Below are 16,435 nucleotides of genomic sequence, written 5' to 3'. Positions count from 1 at the left end.
CACGGACCGTCCGTGGCCGAAAGCCCATAGGAGGTGATGTGGTCTTATGCGTCATTACGAACTGATGGTGATCCTCGATCCGAGCCTGGACGAGCGCACCGTCGCCCCATCCCTGGATACCTTCCTCAACGTTGTTCGCAACGAAGGCGGCAAGGTGGACGACGTCGAGATCTGGGGCAAGCGCCGCCTGGCCTACGAGATCGCGAAGCACAACGAGGGCATCTACGCCGTCGTTCAGCTGAACGCGACTCCGGCGACCGTGAGCGAGCTCGATCGTCAGCTGAAGCTGAACGAGTCGGTGCTCCGCACCAAGGTCCTGCGCAAGTAATCCACAGCCTGCGGAGCACGCTGACATTGTCGGTGCCCGCCTCTAGGGTGGTGTCAACCACTTCACAGGGCGCGCCAGTCAGCGTTCTTCGACACGATTAGGGGAGTCTCATGACGGACACGGTCATCACGGTCGTCGGAAATCTGACCGCCGATCCGGAACTGCGGTTCACCGCTTCCGGTGCGCCGGTCGCCAATTTCACGGTGGCCTCCACTCCGCGGACGTTCGACCGTCAGACGAACGAGTGGAAAGACGGCGAAGCGCTGTTCCTCCGCTGCAGCATCTGGCGCGACGCCGCCGAGAACGTGACCGAGTCCCTCACCAAGGGCACCCGAGTGATCGTGCAGGGCAAGCTCAAGCAGCGGTCGTACGAGACCCGTGAAGGGGAACGTCGCACCGTCGTCGAGCTCGAAGTGGATGAGATCGGTCCCTCGCTCCGTTACGCGACCGCCAAGGTCAACCGCACCCAGCGTGGTGGCGGCAACTACGGCGGTGGCGGCGGATACGGCGGCAATCAGGGTGGCGGAAACGCAGGCGGTGGCTTCGGCGCACCGCAGGGCGGACGCCCCCAGCAGGCCGCGAGCCAGCCGGCCGACGACCCGTGGGGCAGTGCGCCCGCAGCGGGCGGCGGCTTCGGTGGCGGGGACGACGAACCACCTTTCTGATTCCGGGCCGCCACCCGGAGACCATTGACTGGAGCAATACATGGCAAAGCAAAAGGGCCGCAAGCCCCGCGTGGAGAAGGTCACGAAGGCCAAGGCCTGCACCTTCTGCAAGGACAAGAAGACCGTCATCGACTACAAGGACACCGCGCTGCTGCGTCGTTTCCTCTCTGACCGCGGCAAGATCCGTTCGCGTCGCGTCACCGGCAACTGCGTGCAGCACCAGCGCGATGTCGCTGTGGCCGTGAAGAACTCGCGTGAGGTGGCGTTGCTGCCGTTCACGTCGACCGGACGCTGAGCGGGAAAGGACAGAAGACAATGAAGCTGATCCTGACCGCATCGGTTGAGAATCTGGGCGAGGCCGGCGACACCGTCGAGGTGCGTGACGGCTACGGCCGCAACTACCTGCTGCCTCGCGGACTGGCGATCGTCGCCACCCGCGGTGCGCTGAAGCAGGTCGAGGGCATCCGCCGCTCGCAGGAGGCTCGCGCGGTGCGCGACCTCGACCACGCCAACGAGATCAAGCAGGCTCTCGAGGGCCTCGACAACGTCTCGCTGACCGTCAAGACCCACGACTCGGGCAAGCTGTTCGGCTCCGTCTCGGCGTCGGACGTCGCGGGCGCCATCCGCGCTGCGGGCGGCCCCGTCGTCGACAAGCGCAGCCTGGAGCTGCCGAAGGGCCACATCAAGGCTCTGGGCGAGTACCCCGTCGTCGTCAAGCTGCACCCGAAGGTGGAGGCCAAGCTGAGCCTCGCCGTCGTCAGCTGACGTAGAGCATCGAAGGAGGCCGGTCACCCCACGGGGTGGCCGGCCTCTGACGTCGGTCCGGTGCGCCGCTCGCATCCGACACCGTCGTCACCGACGTGCGGGTTGCGGGTGACGTTTCGGGTTCGCGGAGTGCGCGGTATCGCCGGCGGGGTACAGGAACCGATGGCCGGCGCGGCTGAGGAGGAATCCGCGATTCCAGTTCCGGCATGCGACGACCCCGGCACGAGGCGCCGCGCAGGTGACGTTCGCGACCGTGATCCGGCTGCCTACCGGGAGCACGCGGGGCCGGTAGCCGCTCACCGGGCCCAGCTGGAACGACGTTCCCTTGCGCACCCAGTACGGACCCTGGCTCTCGCCGCTGACCGCCACGCCGATCGTCCCGGGCGGCGCGGTGGCGGGGCGTCCCCGGCAGGCCATCGCATTCGCCTGCGGACCGATCTGGCAGCGCCAGCCGCCCGCGGTGAAGTAGTGGCGTCCGTTGTCGACGTAGGCCACCGAGCGGTAGTCGTCGGCGTTCACCGAGCGGTACGGCGAGAAGTCGAAGTCCGACGCCCGCGGTGCCGCGTGTGCGATCGCGGGGACCGACGCGGCCAGCAGCGCGATCACGGCGACGACAGTCGCCCGGATGCTCGCTCGCGCAGGATGGGACACACGCACGTTTCCCATTTGAGCACGACAGCCCGTCCGGCGCGCGGAATCGGGCGGATCGCACCGGGTGCGCGACCGCGGATTCGGGTGCACGGTGGATCACCTGAAGTGCTGCTGGACGGTGTTTCGGCGTGGCGCAAGCCGACACGCCGGTGATTCGGCAGCCGGGTTCTGTGGATTTCGTCAACAAGCTCTGACCTGGGGTTACGACGTGAATTCCACGACATTTCCCCACCTGCTCCACAGGGTTGTGCACATGTCTTCCTGCAACGTCCACAGTTGTCCACACGGGCTCCACAGCCCTGTCCACAGGGGGTGGTTGGCAGCATCGCGCCCCTGGCCCTAACCTTTCTGAAGTGTTCGGTTTCCCTTGCGGAAATCACCGGTTGTCGTTGCTGTACCAGGGGGTGTGTGAGTGGCTATTGAGGCCGACCTCGGGCGCGAGCCCGATCTCCCGCCAGAACCTCCGACGGAGGAGTTCGGACGACAGCCACCGCAGGATCAGCAGGCCGAGCAGTCGGTTCTGGGCGGCATGATGCTGTCGAAGGACGCGATCGCCGACGTGCTCGAACGGATCCGTCCCGGCGACTTCTACAAGCCCGCTCACCAGGCCGTGTACGACGCGATCCTCGAGTTGTACGGCCGCGGCGAACCCGCCGACGCCGTCACCGTCGCCGCCGAGTTGGAGCGCAAGGGCGAACTGCGCAAGGTCGGCGGCGCGCCGTACCTGCACACGCTGATCTCGACAGTCCCCACCGCGGCGAACGCCGGCTACTACGCCGAGATCGTCGGCGAGAAGTCGATTCTGCGCAGGCTCGTGGAGGCGGGTACCCGCATCGTGCAGTACGGCTACGCCGGGGCCGACGGCCAGGACGTGGCCGAGGTGGTCGACCGAGCGCAGGCGGAGATCTACGAGGTCACCGAGCGTCGCACCACCGAGGATTACGTGCCGCTGGAGGAACTGCTCCAGCCCACGCTCGACGAGCTCGATTCGATCGCGTCGCGGGGCGGACTGTCGTTGGGCGTGCCCACCGGTTTCGCCGACCTCGACAAGCTGACGAACGGTCTTCATCCCGGTCAGATGATCATCGTGGCGGCGCGTCCGGGCGTCGGCAAGGCGCTGGCGCTCGACACGCCGCTGCCGACTCCGAGCGGGTGGACCACGATGGGCCGGGTCGCGAAGGGTGACCTGCTCCTGGGGGCCGACGGTCGTCCGACCACCGTCGTCGCCGTGACCGAGGTGATGACCCGCCGGCCCTGCTATGCGGTGGAGTTCGACGACGGCGGTGTGATCGTCGCCGATGAACAGCATCAGTGGGCCGTGGAGGTCGACGGCGAGGACCGGCTGCTGACCACCGAACAGCTCCAGATCTACGGCGGCCGCGCCAGCATCGCCAACGCTGCGCCGCTCGAACTGCCGTACCGCCCGCTGGCCTACGGCCCGTACACCGTCGGCGCGCTGGCCGGAATGGCGTATGACGACCCGGAGATCGGCGCGCGGATCGAGGCCGAGGGTCCGGTCGACGTCATGACGTTGATGACGGATCTGGGCGGCCGCATCCCGCACGAGTACCTGCGCGGTTCGGTGCCGCAGCGGCGCGCGCTGCTGGCGGGCATCCTGGACTCCCGCGCGCGTGTGGACGACGACGGCTGGATCACCGTGCCCGCGGCCACCAACCACATGTCTTCCGTGGTCGGGGATCTCGCCGCCGGCCTCGGCTACACCTTCCGCCGGGCCAGCAGCGGCTGGATCCGGCTCAACGCGCCCGACGACGTGTTCACCGTCTTCGAGAAGGCCCAGCGACACAAGGAACTGCGCAGCAGCGTGCGGGCGCGGCGGGTGGTGTCGGTGCGCTCGGTGCCGAGTGTCCCGGTGCGGTGCGTCGAAGTCGACAACATGAGCCACCTGTACCTGGCGGGTGAGGCGATGGTGCCGACTCACAACTCCACCCTCGCCATGGACTGGCTCCGTTCGGCGTCGATTCATCACGGGCTCACCTCGGCCATGTTCTCGCTGGAGATGAGCAAGACGGAGATTGTCATGCGACTGCTGTCGGCCGAGGCGAAGGTGAAGCTCGGCGACATGCGGTCGGGCAACATGAGCGACGACGACTGGAGCCGGCTGGCGCGCCGCATGGGCGAGATCACCGAGGCGCCGCTGTTCATCGACGACTCGCCGAACCTCACCATGATGGAGATCCGGGCCAAGGCCCGACGGCTGAAGCAGAAGCACGATCTCAAGCTCGTCGTCATCGACTACATGCAGCTGATGACGTCGGGCAAGAAGGTCGAATCACGTCAGCAAGAGGTCTCGGAGTTCTCGCGATCGATCAAGCTGCTCGCCAAGGAGCTCGAGGTGCCGGTGGTGGCGATCAGCCAGCTGAACCGTGGCCCCGAACAGCGGACCGACAAGCGTCCCCAGGTCTCCGACCTGCGCGAATCGGGATCGCTGGAGCAGGATGCCGACATGGTCATCCTGCTGCACCGTCCCGACTCGACCGAACGCGACGACCCGCGCGCGGGTGAAGCGGACATCATCGTCGGTAAGCACCGCAACGGTCCCACTGCGACGATCACGGTGGCGCACCAGTTGCACCTGTCTCGGTTCGTCGACATGGCGCGGGGCTGAGCGGCGCGGCTGTCGAGATGCAGCGAAGATTAGCAAGGTGGTCCCGCTTGTTTAACAAGCCTGATCACGGCGTAAGAATCGCCCTGACTAGGGCAAACATGGTCAGGCGAGCGTTGCCCGTAGCCCGCGTTTCGGTATGATTTCCTGCTAATTTTGCCGGGGAATCTATTCCTGGAAATCGCCGAGTGCGCGGGTGAAACCGGGCGACGAAGGGGCTGAAGTGACCGGCGGCTGGCGGCAGGCTATCGGCGATTGGCTTGTGGGATGAGCTCGTCTAATTCGCAGATGACGTTGGTGCTGGTTTTGGGGATGTGCTCGGCGGATTCGACGCTTGCTCGGTGACTCCGTGACCGGGCTTGGTCAGCGGAAGGGTTGCGAGGTGCTTCTGGAGCCGCTTCGACATCGGCATGAACGTGACGAAGGTCAGGCTTCCCGAGACAACCGCGCCTACCAGCGGCACGACCTTGGCTGCGCTCTTGGCGAAGACCTGCTTGGTCATCTGAATGCCCAGGAGCCCTGCAACCTTCTTGACCACCGGATATATCGCACCCTTGGTGAGAGCCTTCTGCGGCAGCTTCCTGGCCACTTCACTTGCGATCAACTTCGAGACTTGCGCCACGCCGGCCTGGGCCGCGTTCACGCCAAACATCACGCCGATGAACAGCGTGAGCATGCTTTCGGTCGCGGAGTCCATTCCGTCGGCGCTGTCGTCGAAGAGCTCCGGCCAGCTGTAGATGTAGGCGAGCTTCTGGACGACGCGAAGAAGGTGCCCATAGTACTGCGCGATATCAGCCGGGACCGTGCCGATCGCTGCGAGGCCTCCAGGGATGCCGGCTGCCGTGGAAAGTGTCGTCACCTTGCCGGTCTCGAACTTGATCACGCTGTTGGCGATCTTGTCGATCACTTGAGGTGTTACGCCTGCTTCGGCCGGTGTTGTGGCGATAGCGAGTTTGATCTGCTCGTCGGTGCAGTATCGCTTCAGCTCTCTGCGGAGGAAGGCCTCCCGGTTGATCTGCACACCCGGCAGCTGAGCCGATGCCTGCAGCGTCTGCTCGAACTTCGTCGACGGAGCGACCTGATTGCCTTTGGCCATGGGAGCAACCTATCGCAGCCTTCCGACACGGACCGCTGATGGGGCGAAGGAGACGTCGGCCTATCACCCGAAATGCCTCGCTGACCGATTGTCGACTTGCTCCCTTAGTAGCCCTTCGACCTCGATTTCTTGCTAGATTTGGTGCTAATTCCTGCGGAAGCGGAGGTGTCACTTGACCGAGAGTTCCCGCGCGGCGGTGACGTGGCGGTTCCGATTCGCTGGCGACAAGGTGTCCCGCGTGTTGAACTGGCGGTCCGACGGTCCGCCGGATCTCGCACGTGTAGTTCCGATTCGCAAGCCTCGATCCTCGGAACGTCACCGGCACATACCTGTCACTGCGTATTCACTGACCATGCGCGACCACCTAGAACTCGAGTCGGGCCTCGAGCATGACCTCTTGCGACGCCTGGACCGGCTCAACGATATCGTCGCGCTGATACCGCAACCGTGTCAGCTGAAGCGGGGCGGATCGTCCTCGGCGAAAAACACGCCCGACTTACTCAGCCTTGACGACACCGGGGCGGTAACGCTCTGGAATGCACGCCTGCCGCACAAGATGGACGACAAATTCAAGCTTCAGGTCGCAATGGTCGAGGCCGCCTGCGCGAATGTGGGATGGCGTCACGAGGTATTCAACGGACTCGACCGCGTAGAACGCCTAAACCTTCTGTGGCTGCACGGCTACCGCCGAAGGCCTTCCTGGTATGACCAGGTGGCTGGCGAGATCGGGAAGGAAGCAAGTAACGACGCCGCGACTCTGGGCTCCCTATTTCGTCTGGATACCGGAAACGGGGAGGCCATCGCCGTGGTCTGGCACATGGTCTGGTCCGGTGAGCTGGATACCAACCTCTCGAAGCGATTGACGATGGAAACGCCAGTGCGCGCGGGACTGGTGGCGTAGTGGACACAAGTCGCACAGTGGTTGAGGTCGGTGGCCGACTTCTGACTGAGTGGGGAACCGGTCTGGTGACAGCGGTATCAGCGGCCGGCGTAGACCTCCGCACCAGCGTCGGCGATTCCTTGCACGTCGATTGGCCCGAACTCGCAGAGGTGCGAGTCGTGGTCGATGGCGATGTAGCGCCAATCAGACCGGCGCTCCGCCCGTACTGGGATGGCCTGTCTGAGGAAACGCGCCGAGCCGCCCTCGACAAACTTGAAATCGTGCATGAGATACTGACCGGCTACCGGGACGGTCACGCCGAACTCGCGCGCGATGGCGAACCGCGCCCACCCTTCGGCGAAGGCTTCGGCGTCTCCGAGGCGGCGCGCTGTCGCGCGATGGCGGTCGCGTTGCAGCAAGAAGCTGTGGGAGATCGTGCCCTACAACGCCGCATCGCGAACGGTGAGATCAAGCGATCGGCTCCGGTCGACAGCACCATCCGCAACTGGGTGCGTGCATGGAAACGCGACGGACTACTCGGGCTCCTCGATGCCAGATCCCTGCGTCGCGAACAGACGTGGGAGCGAATCGATGAGCGCTATCGGACTGTTGCTGAGTTGGTCTTCGCCACCCTGGACGGAGATCGGGCGGACGCCAACATCAGCGAGCTTGATCGGCGGATCAAGGTTGAGCTCAAGCGTGCAGGGCACGTGGATGTCTCCACGCCGCAGCGTCTGACGGCAGAGTATCTCGCGCACCTCAAACGGGGCGCGGGCGCAACAACCCGCACCCAGAGAAGCCGGTCGCTACAGCGCGTGTCGGGCAAAGAGCACTTCCCCGCAATCAGGCCTGGGCAAATAGTCGCCATCGACGCCACGAGGGCGGACAACCTCGTATACGACCCGCTTCTCGGGCGACCCTTCAGCGTCGAAATCCTCACTGCAATCGACGTCGCCACCAGAGTGGTCCTCGCACTGCGCGTGGTGCCGAAGAGCGCCGATGGAATCGATGCCGGGCTACTTCTCTACGACATCTGCCGCCCGTTCTCGATGATGGTGGAGGGCACCACCATCAGTCACTGGCGCTGGGCCGGTTTGCCCCAAGTCGTCGACGCTTCTGATGTCGCGGTCAACGTTGGGCGCAGAAGTGTTGCACCCGATTTCACTACGCTTCAAGGAGAGCACCACATCCCTGGCGTCATGCCGGACGCGATCCGCGCCGACCACGGTTCGATCTTCGTGTCCGATCACTTCCGCGCGATTCTGCGCGACTTCGGGATTGACTTGTTGCTCAGTCGCGGGAAGAAGCCAACGGACAACCCCCACGTTGAACGCTGGCACGAGACGCTACAACGGGCCGTTCAACAGCTCCCCGGCTACAAAGGTCGCAATACCTCGGAGCGCGGTCGATTGGTCGCCGAGGAGGCATTGGTCACGGCCGCCGAACTGGAAGAACACCTTCGGCGATTCGTCGCCTTGGACTACCACCGGTCGTGGCACACAGGCTTGGTTATCGGTGGTGAGCCCACCGCTCGCACCAGTCCTTTGGAGCTCTGGGACATCATGCTCGACGTCACCGGCCGTATCGACGTACCGCAGCGTGCAGACATGATCTATCAGATGCTTCCGGTCAAGTGGGGCACAGTCGGAGTCGCAGGTGTCGAGTTTGCTGAGATGGTCTACGACGGCAAGCTGCTCGATGATTTTCGGAATGTCGCACGGGGCCAGTTCAGGGACGACGACAACAAGGTTCCCTTTCTTGTCGACCCGCACGACTTGTCGAGCATCTGGTTCCCGCACCCCGAGACCGGCCGTGTACGCCCCGTTGCGTGGCGAGGATCTTTCTTCACTGACGCGCCGATGACCGATACGATCGTTCAGGCTGTTAGGCGGCGCGTCCGCGAACGCGGCGGCAACCACATTCTGAGTCGGGGCTCAGCGCAGCGGCAGATCCTCGACGAGCTCACGGAACTCACCTCTGGGCCCGTTCCAACTGACTGGACTGCCAAACTGTCAGCCGCGCACCGCAGAGTTGAACAATCGCGCAAAGACCACGAAGAAGCTCAGGCAGCCCAAGGTGCAACCCGCGACGAAGCCACTCAGTCGGGCGGCAACGAAGCACGCACCAAGACGCCCCATACCGATTCACCCCAGGACGACGTTCCCTTGGACATCCTCGACGTCCCGTGGCCGACGATGCGGGCCGACTCCTGATGGACTCTCTCGCTTGGCATTTGGCTTGCACCAAAACGGAGTTACCAGAACCACCTCTGTACACGTCGGCTGGTTGGGACAGGATGACATCCGAGGACCGCTCGCGGGCGGTCGATGCGCTGCGTCAATGGATGAATGGACTCTACGTCGAAACGGCCGAGACCCGCGCAGTCGCAGACCGACTCACTGAGATCGTGCAGGAGAATTCTGAAACGGGCCCCGGTGCGAAGGCAATAGCGTCGGTCACAGGCGCAAGCACGCTCGGGAAGAGCACGGCGGTCCGCCGCTGGGCCACAAGGAAATACGTGGAATGGATCGTAGGCGCACCGAAAGGCCCTGCAGAACTGCCCACGTGGAACCCTCAGCCAACGATCGACGCAGACCTATGCCCCGTCGTTTGGGTCAACCTGCAATCTGGCTCGATGGTCAAAGGATTCAACTCCCAAGTCCTTGACTTCTTCCGCTTATCCGCCAGCGGCGCCGCCCACCAGACGTCAACCGCCGCGGTCAGGGCATTGGCACGCCACGGCGTGCGCACCCTTCTCATCGACGACTTCCATCTACTGCGTACCAACTGGAAGGGCGGCCGGGAGGTCCTCGATCACGTGAAGTACATGAACACCGAGCTCGGCGAATTCAACGCCAGCTTAATTCTGGTTGGGACAGACCTCGAATCCAGTGAAGCCATGAGCGATGCCCAGCTTATCGGCCGCCTCCAGCCAATGAGCTTCAGTCCTTACGGAATCGAGACTTCGGAGGAGCAACACGCGTGGCAGCAACTGCTCTACGGGCTGGAAGGTTATCTCCTTCCGCATCTCCCTCGGGCAAGCGAAGGGCTTCTCACTTCACAGCTCGCGGGGCCCATCTGGAAGCGATCTCAGGGCTACGTCGGTGACGCGACACGCCTCCTCCGCATTGCGACACTTGCAGAGATCGCCGACGGCACGCACACGATCAACCCAGAACACCTGAAGGAAGTCCGCCTCAGTAAACGAGCGCACGCAGCAGAGGCGGAAATCGATCTTCGGCGCCGCAGCAAGCAGAGCAGGGTGTGATGTCACCGGCAGACAACGGAAGGGGGCTATCCATGCGAGAGCCTCGTATCGGCTATCTGCCTGCTCGACCGATTCCAGCCGACGATGAATCGCTGGAGTCCTTCGTATTGCGCGCGGCGACGGCGAATTGCACCACCGTCACCAAGATCCTTGGTCGAAGTCAGTTATCGCGATCAGCGTCTGACTACGAGCCGATTCTGCGGCACCTGGCCACGCTGACGCGCCAGCCATTCTCGCGCATTTCGGCGATGACCCTTGATGACTGCCATAGTCGAGTGCTCGCGAAGGAAGGCTGGCTGGCAAGTGAGTGGGGTCAGCATTGCCGTTGCGCCCCAAACGGAGTGGCACGGCGAGAGTGGGCTTTGGCTCTGTCTCCGGTCTGCTTCTACTGCGGGCACCTCATCGGGATGCCCGGTAGTGGCACTGCGCAGTTGACCAGAGTTCCCAATCGGATTCTGTCGGTCTGCAAGGAGGTCTCGTCCGCTGCACACAGATCTACGACTGACTTCGATGCACTCGACCGACTTGAGTGTCTCCGTGCGGAACTACCCTCGGTGGCTCGTCGGCTCAGTCGAGGATCTGCACACTGGATCCCAGCTGATGCTCAGTTGGTGACCACTGCGACGGCAGATCTTGCGACGAGTCACGAGTCCGAGGAAGAGCTACCGCGATCTCCTGCCGTTCGTGCACTGGCCATCGCAATGGCCTGGGAAGAACAGCGAACGTGGCTGACACCACGAGTATCTCCACATCCACGTCCCACTCCTGTCCGACCAGAGAATTCTGAAATACCCGATTCGCAGGTCTTCACTCGACGGGTACTCCGCACAGGCGCGAAGACTGTCAAGACCATGCGGTTACCGAAGAGCTCAGTCCGCCATCCACGCGGCGAAGATCTGATGCGGCTGGCGCTTGGCCATACGCAATTGACGCTTGACCACATCCCAGGGATCTACCGGCAAGAAGGCGAACCGTTCGTGCTCGACCCCGCCCAGTGGTTGTGGCGTTCCAGAGTCGCGCTACTTCTCAGTCAATGTGTTCGGTTGCGCGATCATTGGAGCCTTGCCGACGAGCCGACCTACCGTCTGACGAAAGCTGGTAGCTACTCGATTTGCATAGGGGCGTGGCCGAAATGGACTCCGATCTTCCACCGCGAGAGCGACATTGCCCATGCGATGAATCTGGCGCGAGCTCTATGCCTCGACGAGCTCGTCAACTACCGTGAGCGCCGCGACGCGTTAAGACGGATTGAAGCCGCCCCGCCGGACCTGGTCGGCACCCTGCCCGCAGCCGCCCGGAACTTCGATGGCTGCGCCCGGCTCGCCGCATCTTGGATGTGGTTCGATGCAACCTGTGATAGCCCGCGTACATGGCCAGACGCCGAACACCTGAAAGCATTTGACGCTGCGCTCAACCCCGAAGGCCGTCTCATCCTCCGCAGTGCCGCCGAAGCGATCTGCGTCGCCGACGAAGATCTTGTGCGTCAGGTTGGGAGTGGAGACTTCGGTGTGGTGGATTCGGACCGAGTCTCAGAAGAGGACCGGACTCGTGTGGGCGCGTGACTTCCAGTCGCTCGCCCACTGCGGGCGCTACCAAACCGCGACGGCGATGGAGCCTCTGAGCTAATGCTCCCCGCTCGAGTTGCAATCGATCCACGCGAGTCGCTTGATTCGTACCTCGAGCGGATTGCACTTGTGAACGATCTGACGACCAAGAGTCTTGTCCGCATGCTCAAGGAGAACCGGGACGGATCGTCGGTCTCGACGGCTTTCATGCTGGTCCGGCCTAGCGATGAGCTCGTCGGCCGAATAGTGGATCTCACTGGGCTGGGGGCATCGGCCGTCGAGAATTCGACCTTGTTGCGTTACGACGGAGGCGCGCCACTCAACCTCGACGGCTTCGACCCGCTCGATCGGGCGAGCTACCGCGCCATCGTTTGCCAGGGGTGGTTCCCGCAGCATGGGACGCAACTATGCCCACTCTGCCTATCGCACGACGGAATCTGGCAGCTGTCGTGGAAGCTACCGGTGTCGACAGTGTGTCCCGACCACGGCGTCTACCTGGTCGCTGAGTGTTCAAGATGTAGCCGGCGCTTTCGAACGCGACACCACAGTCCGCTGCGTCCTCGGCTCGATGAACACCAGCCGTGCGGGAATCCGCTCGGATTCTCGGCTCCCTGCCGACACTCCATCCTGAGAGAGAAACCGACGGCTGCATCCGAAGGTGCAATTCGGACCGCAACACGGGTTACGGCCGCTATCCAAGGCGAAGAAACGAGCGTTCTCGATGGCGCTCTCGCGCCCCCCGCGTACCTCGCAGAAGTCCGAAACTTAACCACTCTTCTACTTCACCTCGCATCCCGGTCTCGCGCAAGGGGTTTCGTCGAATGGGCCGGAGATCTCCAAGCCGAAGCCGCTGGTCGCACAACTGAGCTTCGAGGGCCTCGGTGGGGTATTCAGCCGCCGACAAGTGCAGTCACCCGCGGTGAAGCACTGGCGGAGGCGGATGGGATTCTGTCCAGTCCGGAGAGTGCGGACGCCGTCGCACGGTTGGCCGAGTGGTTCGATCTGATCCCGGACGTCCCGGGCGGCCCGAGAGGATGGATCGTCAATCGCGCGGCAAAGAGTCCGGTGTTGAGCTGGCTGGTGGTCCAGGTGCTTTCAGCCCGCCGCCATGTCGGCCTGCAGATCGATCATCACGACGCGTTGATCGATCTGCCGCTGTCTGCGATCCCTCAACTCCTCGATGAGCACACCTACCGTCGTCATTTCGCTGGGATGCTGACAACGCAGGAAAGCACGGGGCGGCTGTACGCCTCCCTGTGTATTGCGCGCGCACAACGGCCAGGGTCGACGTGGTCCACTGCTGCAGCGAGTATCGAACTCGACCCGGACATTGGCAGACGGACATCGCGAGCGGCGAGCACGCGACTGGCCGCGAGTCCTTCAGAGATCGCGGCAGCCGCCAGCGCGGCAGCGAGGGAACTATCGCGTCGACGGGATTTTCGGGCGCTCGAGCGACGAGTCATCGAGCTCGCGAGTACGCCCGACACGTGGTTCACCGATTGGGCGCGGTCGGCGAGTCCGAGGAGGCGCGCGGCCGCACTCCCGTACGCGGTGACATGGATGTGGTGCGAGGTTGCTCAGGGGGGGTTGGACACCAGCCCGGCGTGGCCGCCGCCGGTGACCCGACAATCGAAGGCGGCTTATCGGGTGTTTCGTGACACGCTTCCGGAGGAGTTGGGGCGAGCATTGCGCGAACTCGCCGATGGGAACTCGAGGTGACGGGCGTCGGGCGGCACCTCAGCGAAGTCTTCGACAGCTTCTCAGCAAGCGTTCGAAGGCCTGGCAATGCCACTCGGCTTGGTCTCGTTGAATTCCTGGCGATGGCGAACCTGTCAGTATCGGCGGGTAGCGTTCGAGTGCTGGCAATGAGGAGGTCCACGCGTGCAGCTTGAAGAGTTGAAGCCCGGTCTGCGAGTCGAGGGTCTCATTCCCGCAGAGGTGATCACTGTCATCGCTGCTCAATGGCATGGCACGGACGCACTCGCACTCACTTACCAGAACGGCTCAGGTGGACTTGGCCAACAGGTTGTGTTCCGCAAGGACCAGGACAACCTCAGCGTCGCCACCAGCGGTAGCCGCGCGTTTGACGCCACCGCCAGCGACTTCAAGCTCGTCGCCGAGGCCCAACGTATCTCGCTGGCCGGCCTTTTCGATCCAATGCTGGCCGTCGCCACGAGCGACGTGCAGCCGCTGCCGCACCAGATTCGCGCGGTGTACGGCGAACTCCTACCGCGGACCCCGCTTCGGTTCCTTCTCGCCGACGACCCCGGTGCCGGCAAGACGATCATGGCCGGCCTCTACATCAAGGAGCTGCTGCTCCGCGACGACGTCAAGCAGTGCCTGATCATCGCTCCCGGTGGACTGGTCGAGCAGTGGCAGGACGAACTGTTCTTCAAGTTTGGGCTGCGGTTCGACCTGCTGACCAACCAGCTCATCGATGCCAACATCAACCTCAACGTCTTCGAAACGAACCCACTCGTGATCGCACGCATGGATCAGCTCTCCCGCAACGAGGCACTCCAGGCCCAACTGAAGGAGACGGAGTGGGATCTGATCATCGTCGACGAGGCACACAGAATGGGAGCGCACTACTTCGGCGGGAAGCTGGAGAAGACCAAACGCTTCCTGCTGGGGGAGCTGCTCGGCCAAATTACCCGCCACCTCCTGCTGATGACCGCGACTCCACACTCGGGCAAGGAAGAGGACTTTCAGCTCTTCCTCACTTTGCTCGACCGCGATCGGTTCGAGGGCAAGCAGAAGAAGTCTGTCGACGTCACCGGAATCATGCGGCGCATGGTCAAGGAAGACCTGCTGACGTTCGAAGGTAAGAAGCTCTTCCCTGAACGCATCGCCGAAACTGTGCCCTACGAGTTGACCGAGCGGGAGAAGGGCCTCTACGAGGACGTCACTCGCTACGTCCGCGAGGGCATGAACCGTGCCGACAGGCTTGGCGGCAAGCGTAAGAACACTGTCGGATTCGCCCTGACTGTCCTTCAGCGCAGACTCGCCTCCAGCCCTGAGGCGATCTACAAGAGCCTCGTCCGCCGCACCGAACGGCTGGAGCGCAAGAAGACCGAGATCCTCAACGGCACCTACAAGGAACCCGACGACGTCATCGGCTCGGGCGACTTCGACGAAGATGAATACAACGCCGAAGAACTGGAGCAGCTTGAGGAAGACGTGATGGACGCGGCCACCGCCGCCCAGACCGTCGAGGAGCTCAACGCAGAACTTGTCGAACTCGCCGATCTGATTGCGACCGCCAAGAAGGTCCGCGAGGCTGGCACCGACCGCAAGTGGACCGAACTCTCCACGATCCTCCAGGACAATGCGCTGGTCACCGATTCGAACGGTTGGCCACGGAAGTTCATCATCTTCACCGAGCACCGCGACACCCTTGACTATCTCCAGTCCAAGATCGGCTCTTTGCTCGGCAAGCCCGACTCGGTCAAGGCGATCCACGGTGGCGTCCGCAGAGGTGAGCGGCGCGTGATCACCGAGGAGTTCACCAAGAACCGCGACGTCCAAATCCTCATCGCAACCGACGCCGCTGGAGAGGGGCTTAACCTTCAGGCCGCGCACCTGATGGTCAACTACGACCTGCCGTGGAACCCCAACCGCATCGAGCAACGCTTCGGCCGCATCCACCGCATCGGCCAAGAAGAGGTCTGCCGACTCTGGAACCTCGTAGCCTCCAACACCCGCGAGGGTGAAGTCTTCACCCGCCTGCTGGAGAAGCTCGACCAGATGCGTCAGACATACGGTGGCAAAGTCTTCGACGTCCTCGGCGAGGCGTTCACCGAGACCCCGCTGCGCAACCTCCTGCTCGATGCCATCCAGCACGGCGAGCGCCCCGACGTCAAGGCTAAAATGCATGAGGTCATCGACGCGTCGGTCGGGGATGGACTCAAGGATCTCCTCGACGAACGGGCATTGGCGTCGGAGAACCTGGCCGAGGCCGACCTGCATGCACTGCGCGCGGCAATGGACGAAGCACGCGCCCGCCGCCTTCAACCGCACTACATCGAGATGGCATTCAAGGCCGCCTTCGCCCGCCTCGGCGGCCGCATCGTGAGGCGCGAACAGGGTCGCTACGAGATCGCGAACGTGCCCCAGCAAATACGCGCCGCAGGCACAGGGCCGATCGCAACCAAGTACGACCGAGTCACGTTCGATCTTGGCAAGGTCCACGCCGACGAACTCAGCCGCGCCGACCTTCTCGCCCCGGATCATCCGCTGCACGACGCGGTCATGGACGAGTCCGTGCGACAGTTCGGTGGTTCCCTCAACCGAGGCACGATCTTGGTTTCCTCGACGCTGGAGGAGACACACCTGCTCGTCGGCGTGATCGAAGAGGTCGCCGACGCGACCGGAGAGTCCGTCGCACGCCGCTTCGGCTACGCATACGTCGACAGCTTCGGCACCGTGACGCCTGCCGGCCCCGCGCCCTACCTGGACTGCGTGGCGGCACCCGAGAACGCTGTCACCGATACAGCCCGCACCCTCCCGTGGCTGGCAGGTGCTGAAGACAAAACCACGAGCTGGATTATCGCCAACCAACTCCCCGACTACCTCGACGACGTGTCAAGTCCCG

Annotated in this window: 11 protein-coding genes and 3 pseudogenes; 12 read left to right on the top strand and 2 right to left on the bottom strand. The window is 63.5% G+C overall.

Translation table 11 applies throughout. From position 1 onward, the window contains the following. Positions 1-46: 46 nt before the first annotated feature. The 4 genes from rpsF to rplI all read left to right on the top strand — a co-directional run bounded on the left by rpsF (position 47) and on the right by rplI (position 1,758). On the top strand, positions 47-328 hold the full coding sequence (gene rpsF, locus P5P27_RS18820; RefSeq protein WP_006896700.1) for a 30S ribosomal protein S6: 282 nt from the start codon (positions 47-49) through the stop codon (positions 326-328). Between the two features lie 110 nt (positions 329-438). Then, on the top strand, positions 439-993 hold the full coding sequence (locus P5P27_RS18815; protein ID WP_006896699.1) for a single-stranded DNA-binding protein: 555 nt from the start codon (positions 439-441) through the stop codon (positions 991-993). Positions 994-1,033: 40 nt separating this feature from the next. Then, positions 1,034-1,288 carry a 30S ribosomal protein S18 gene (gene rpsR / locus P5P27_RS18810; protein WP_006896698.1) on the top strand — a complete coding sequence of 85 codons (255 nt, stop codon included), beginning with the start codon at positions 1,034-1,036 and terminating at the stop codon, positions 1,286-1,288. Between the two features lie 20 nt (positions 1,289-1,308). After that, the gene (rplI, locus tag P5P27_RS18805) at positions 1,309-1,758 is read left to right on the top strand and encodes a 50S ribosomal protein L9 (protein WP_006896697.1); all 450 of its coding nucleotides are present in this window, start codon (positions 1,309-1,311) and stop codon (positions 1,756-1,758) included. A gap of 87 nt (positions 1,759-1,845) precedes the next feature. On the opposite strand, the gene P5P27_RS18800 is transcribed toward rplI, so the two are convergent. Further along, entirely contained in the window at positions 1,846-2,424 is a 579-nt protein-coding gene (locus tag P5P27_RS18800; protein ID WP_051999650.1) for a hypothetical protein, read from the bottom strand. Between the two features lie 397 nt (positions 2,425-2,821). On the opposite strand from P5P27_RS18800, the gene dnaB reads away from it, so the two are divergent. Next, complete coding sequence (dnaB, locus tag P5P27_RS18795) at positions 2,822-5,035, top strand: replicative DNA helicase (protein WP_278125509.1); 2,214 nt, start codon at positions 2,822-2,824, stop codon at positions 5,033-5,035. 274 nt (positions 5,036-5,309) lie between these two features. On the opposite strand, the gene P5P27_RS18790 is transcribed toward dnaB, so the two are convergent. Further along, positions 5,310-6,128 (bottom strand): hypothetical protein, encoded by an 819-nt coding sequence (locus P5P27_RS18790; protein ID WP_006896694.1) that lies wholly within the window; start codon positions 6,126-6,128, stop codon positions 5,310-5,312. Between the two features lie 196 nt (positions 6,129-6,324). Between P5P27_RS18790 and P5P27_RS18785 the strand changes: the two genes are divergently transcribed. From P5P27_RS18785 to P5P27_RS18755, 7 genes and pseudogenes are all read left to right on the top strand, one after another. Next, positions 6,325-7,029 (top strand): TnsA-like heteromeric transposase endonuclease subunit, encoded by a 705-nt coding sequence (locus tag P5P27_RS18785; protein WP_306302654.1) that lies wholly within the window; start codon positions 6,325-6,327, stop codon positions 7,027-7,029. Positions 7,030-7,406: 377 nt separating this feature from the next. Further along, a complete protein-coding gene (locus tag P5P27_RS18780; RefSeq protein WP_020173033.1) occupies positions 7,407-9,221 on the top strand; it encodes a DDE-type integrase/transposase/recombinase in 1,815 nt (604 codons plus the stop codon). Positions 9,222-9,304: 83 nt separating this feature from the next. Then, positions 9,305-10,276 carry a TniB family NTP-binding protein gene (locus P5P27_RS18775; protein ID WP_278125506.1) on the top strand — a complete coding sequence of 324 codons (972 nt, stop codon included), beginning with the start codon at positions 9,305-9,307 and terminating at the stop codon, positions 10,274-10,276. Further along, positions 10,276-10,599: pseudogene (locus tag P5P27_RS18770) on the top strand (TniQ family protein); the annotation flags it as partial. The gene P5P27_RS18775 and the pseudogene P5P27_RS18770, both read left to right, overlap by 1 nt. A gap of 528 nt (positions 10,600-11,127) precedes the next feature. After that, positions 11,128-11,838: a hypothetical protein gene (locus P5P27_RS18765; RefSeq protein WP_223291355.1), complete on the top strand. Its 711-nt coding sequence runs from the start codon at positions 11,128-11,130 to the stop codon at positions 11,836-11,838. Between the two features lie 63 nt (positions 11,839-11,901). Next, positions 11,902-12,279: pseudogene (locus P5P27_RS18760) on the top strand (TniQ family protein); the annotation flags it as partial. 1,443 nt (positions 12,280-13,722) lie between these two features. Continuing rightward, positions 13,723-16,425 (top strand): annotated as a pseudogene (locus tag P5P27_RS18755) (helicase-related protein); the annotation flags it as partial. Positions 16,426-16,435: the final 10 nt, after the last annotated feature.

The organism is Gordonia sihwensis, assembly GCF_029632925.1.
In the GTDB taxonomy this organism is placed as follows: Bacteria; Actinomycetota; Actinomycetes; order Mycobacteriales; family Mycobacteriaceae; genus Gordonia; species Gordonia sihwensis.
Note: the sequence above shows the minus strand (reverse complement) of the source record. Positions and strands in the feature narration are given on the sequence as shown.

Excerpts from the sequence above, each read along its gene's own strand:
- rpsF (WP_006896700.1), top strand. The coding sequence starts at position 47 with ATGCGTCATTACGAACTGATGGTGATCCTCGATCCGAGCCTGGACGAG.
- P5P27_RS18815 (WP_006896699.1), top strand. The coding sequence starts at position 439 with ATGACGGACACGGTCATCACGGTCGTCGGAAATCTGACCGCCGATCCG.
- rpsR (WP_006896698.1), top strand. The coding sequence starts at position 1,034 with ATGGCAAAGCAAAAGGGCCGCAAGCCCCGCGTGGAGAAGGTCACGAAG.
- rplI (WP_006896697.1), top strand. The coding sequence starts at position 1,309 with ATGAAGCTGATCCTGACCGCATCGGTTGAGAATCTGGGCGAGGCCGGC.
- P5P27_RS18800 (WP_051999650.1), bottom strand. The coding sequence starts at position 2,424 with ATGGGAAACGTGCGTGTGTCCCATCCTGCGCGAGCGAGCATCCGGGCG.
- P5P27_RS18790 (WP_006896694.1), bottom strand. The coding sequence starts at position 6,128 with ATGGCCAAAGGCAATCAGGTCGCTCCGTCGACGAAGTTCGAGCAGACG.
- P5P27_RS18780 (WP_020173033.1), top strand. The coding sequence starts at position 7,407 with ATGGCGGTCGCGTTGCAGCAAGAAGCTGTGGGAGATCGTGCCCTACAA.
- P5P27_RS18775 (WP_278125506.1), top strand. The coding sequence starts at position 9,305 with ATGACATCCGAGGACCGCTCGCGGGCGGTCGATGCGCTGCGTCAATGG.
- P5P27_RS18765 (WP_223291355.1), top strand. The coding sequence starts at position 11,128 with ATGCGGTTACCGAAGAGCTCAGTCCGCCATCCACGCGGCGAAGATCTG.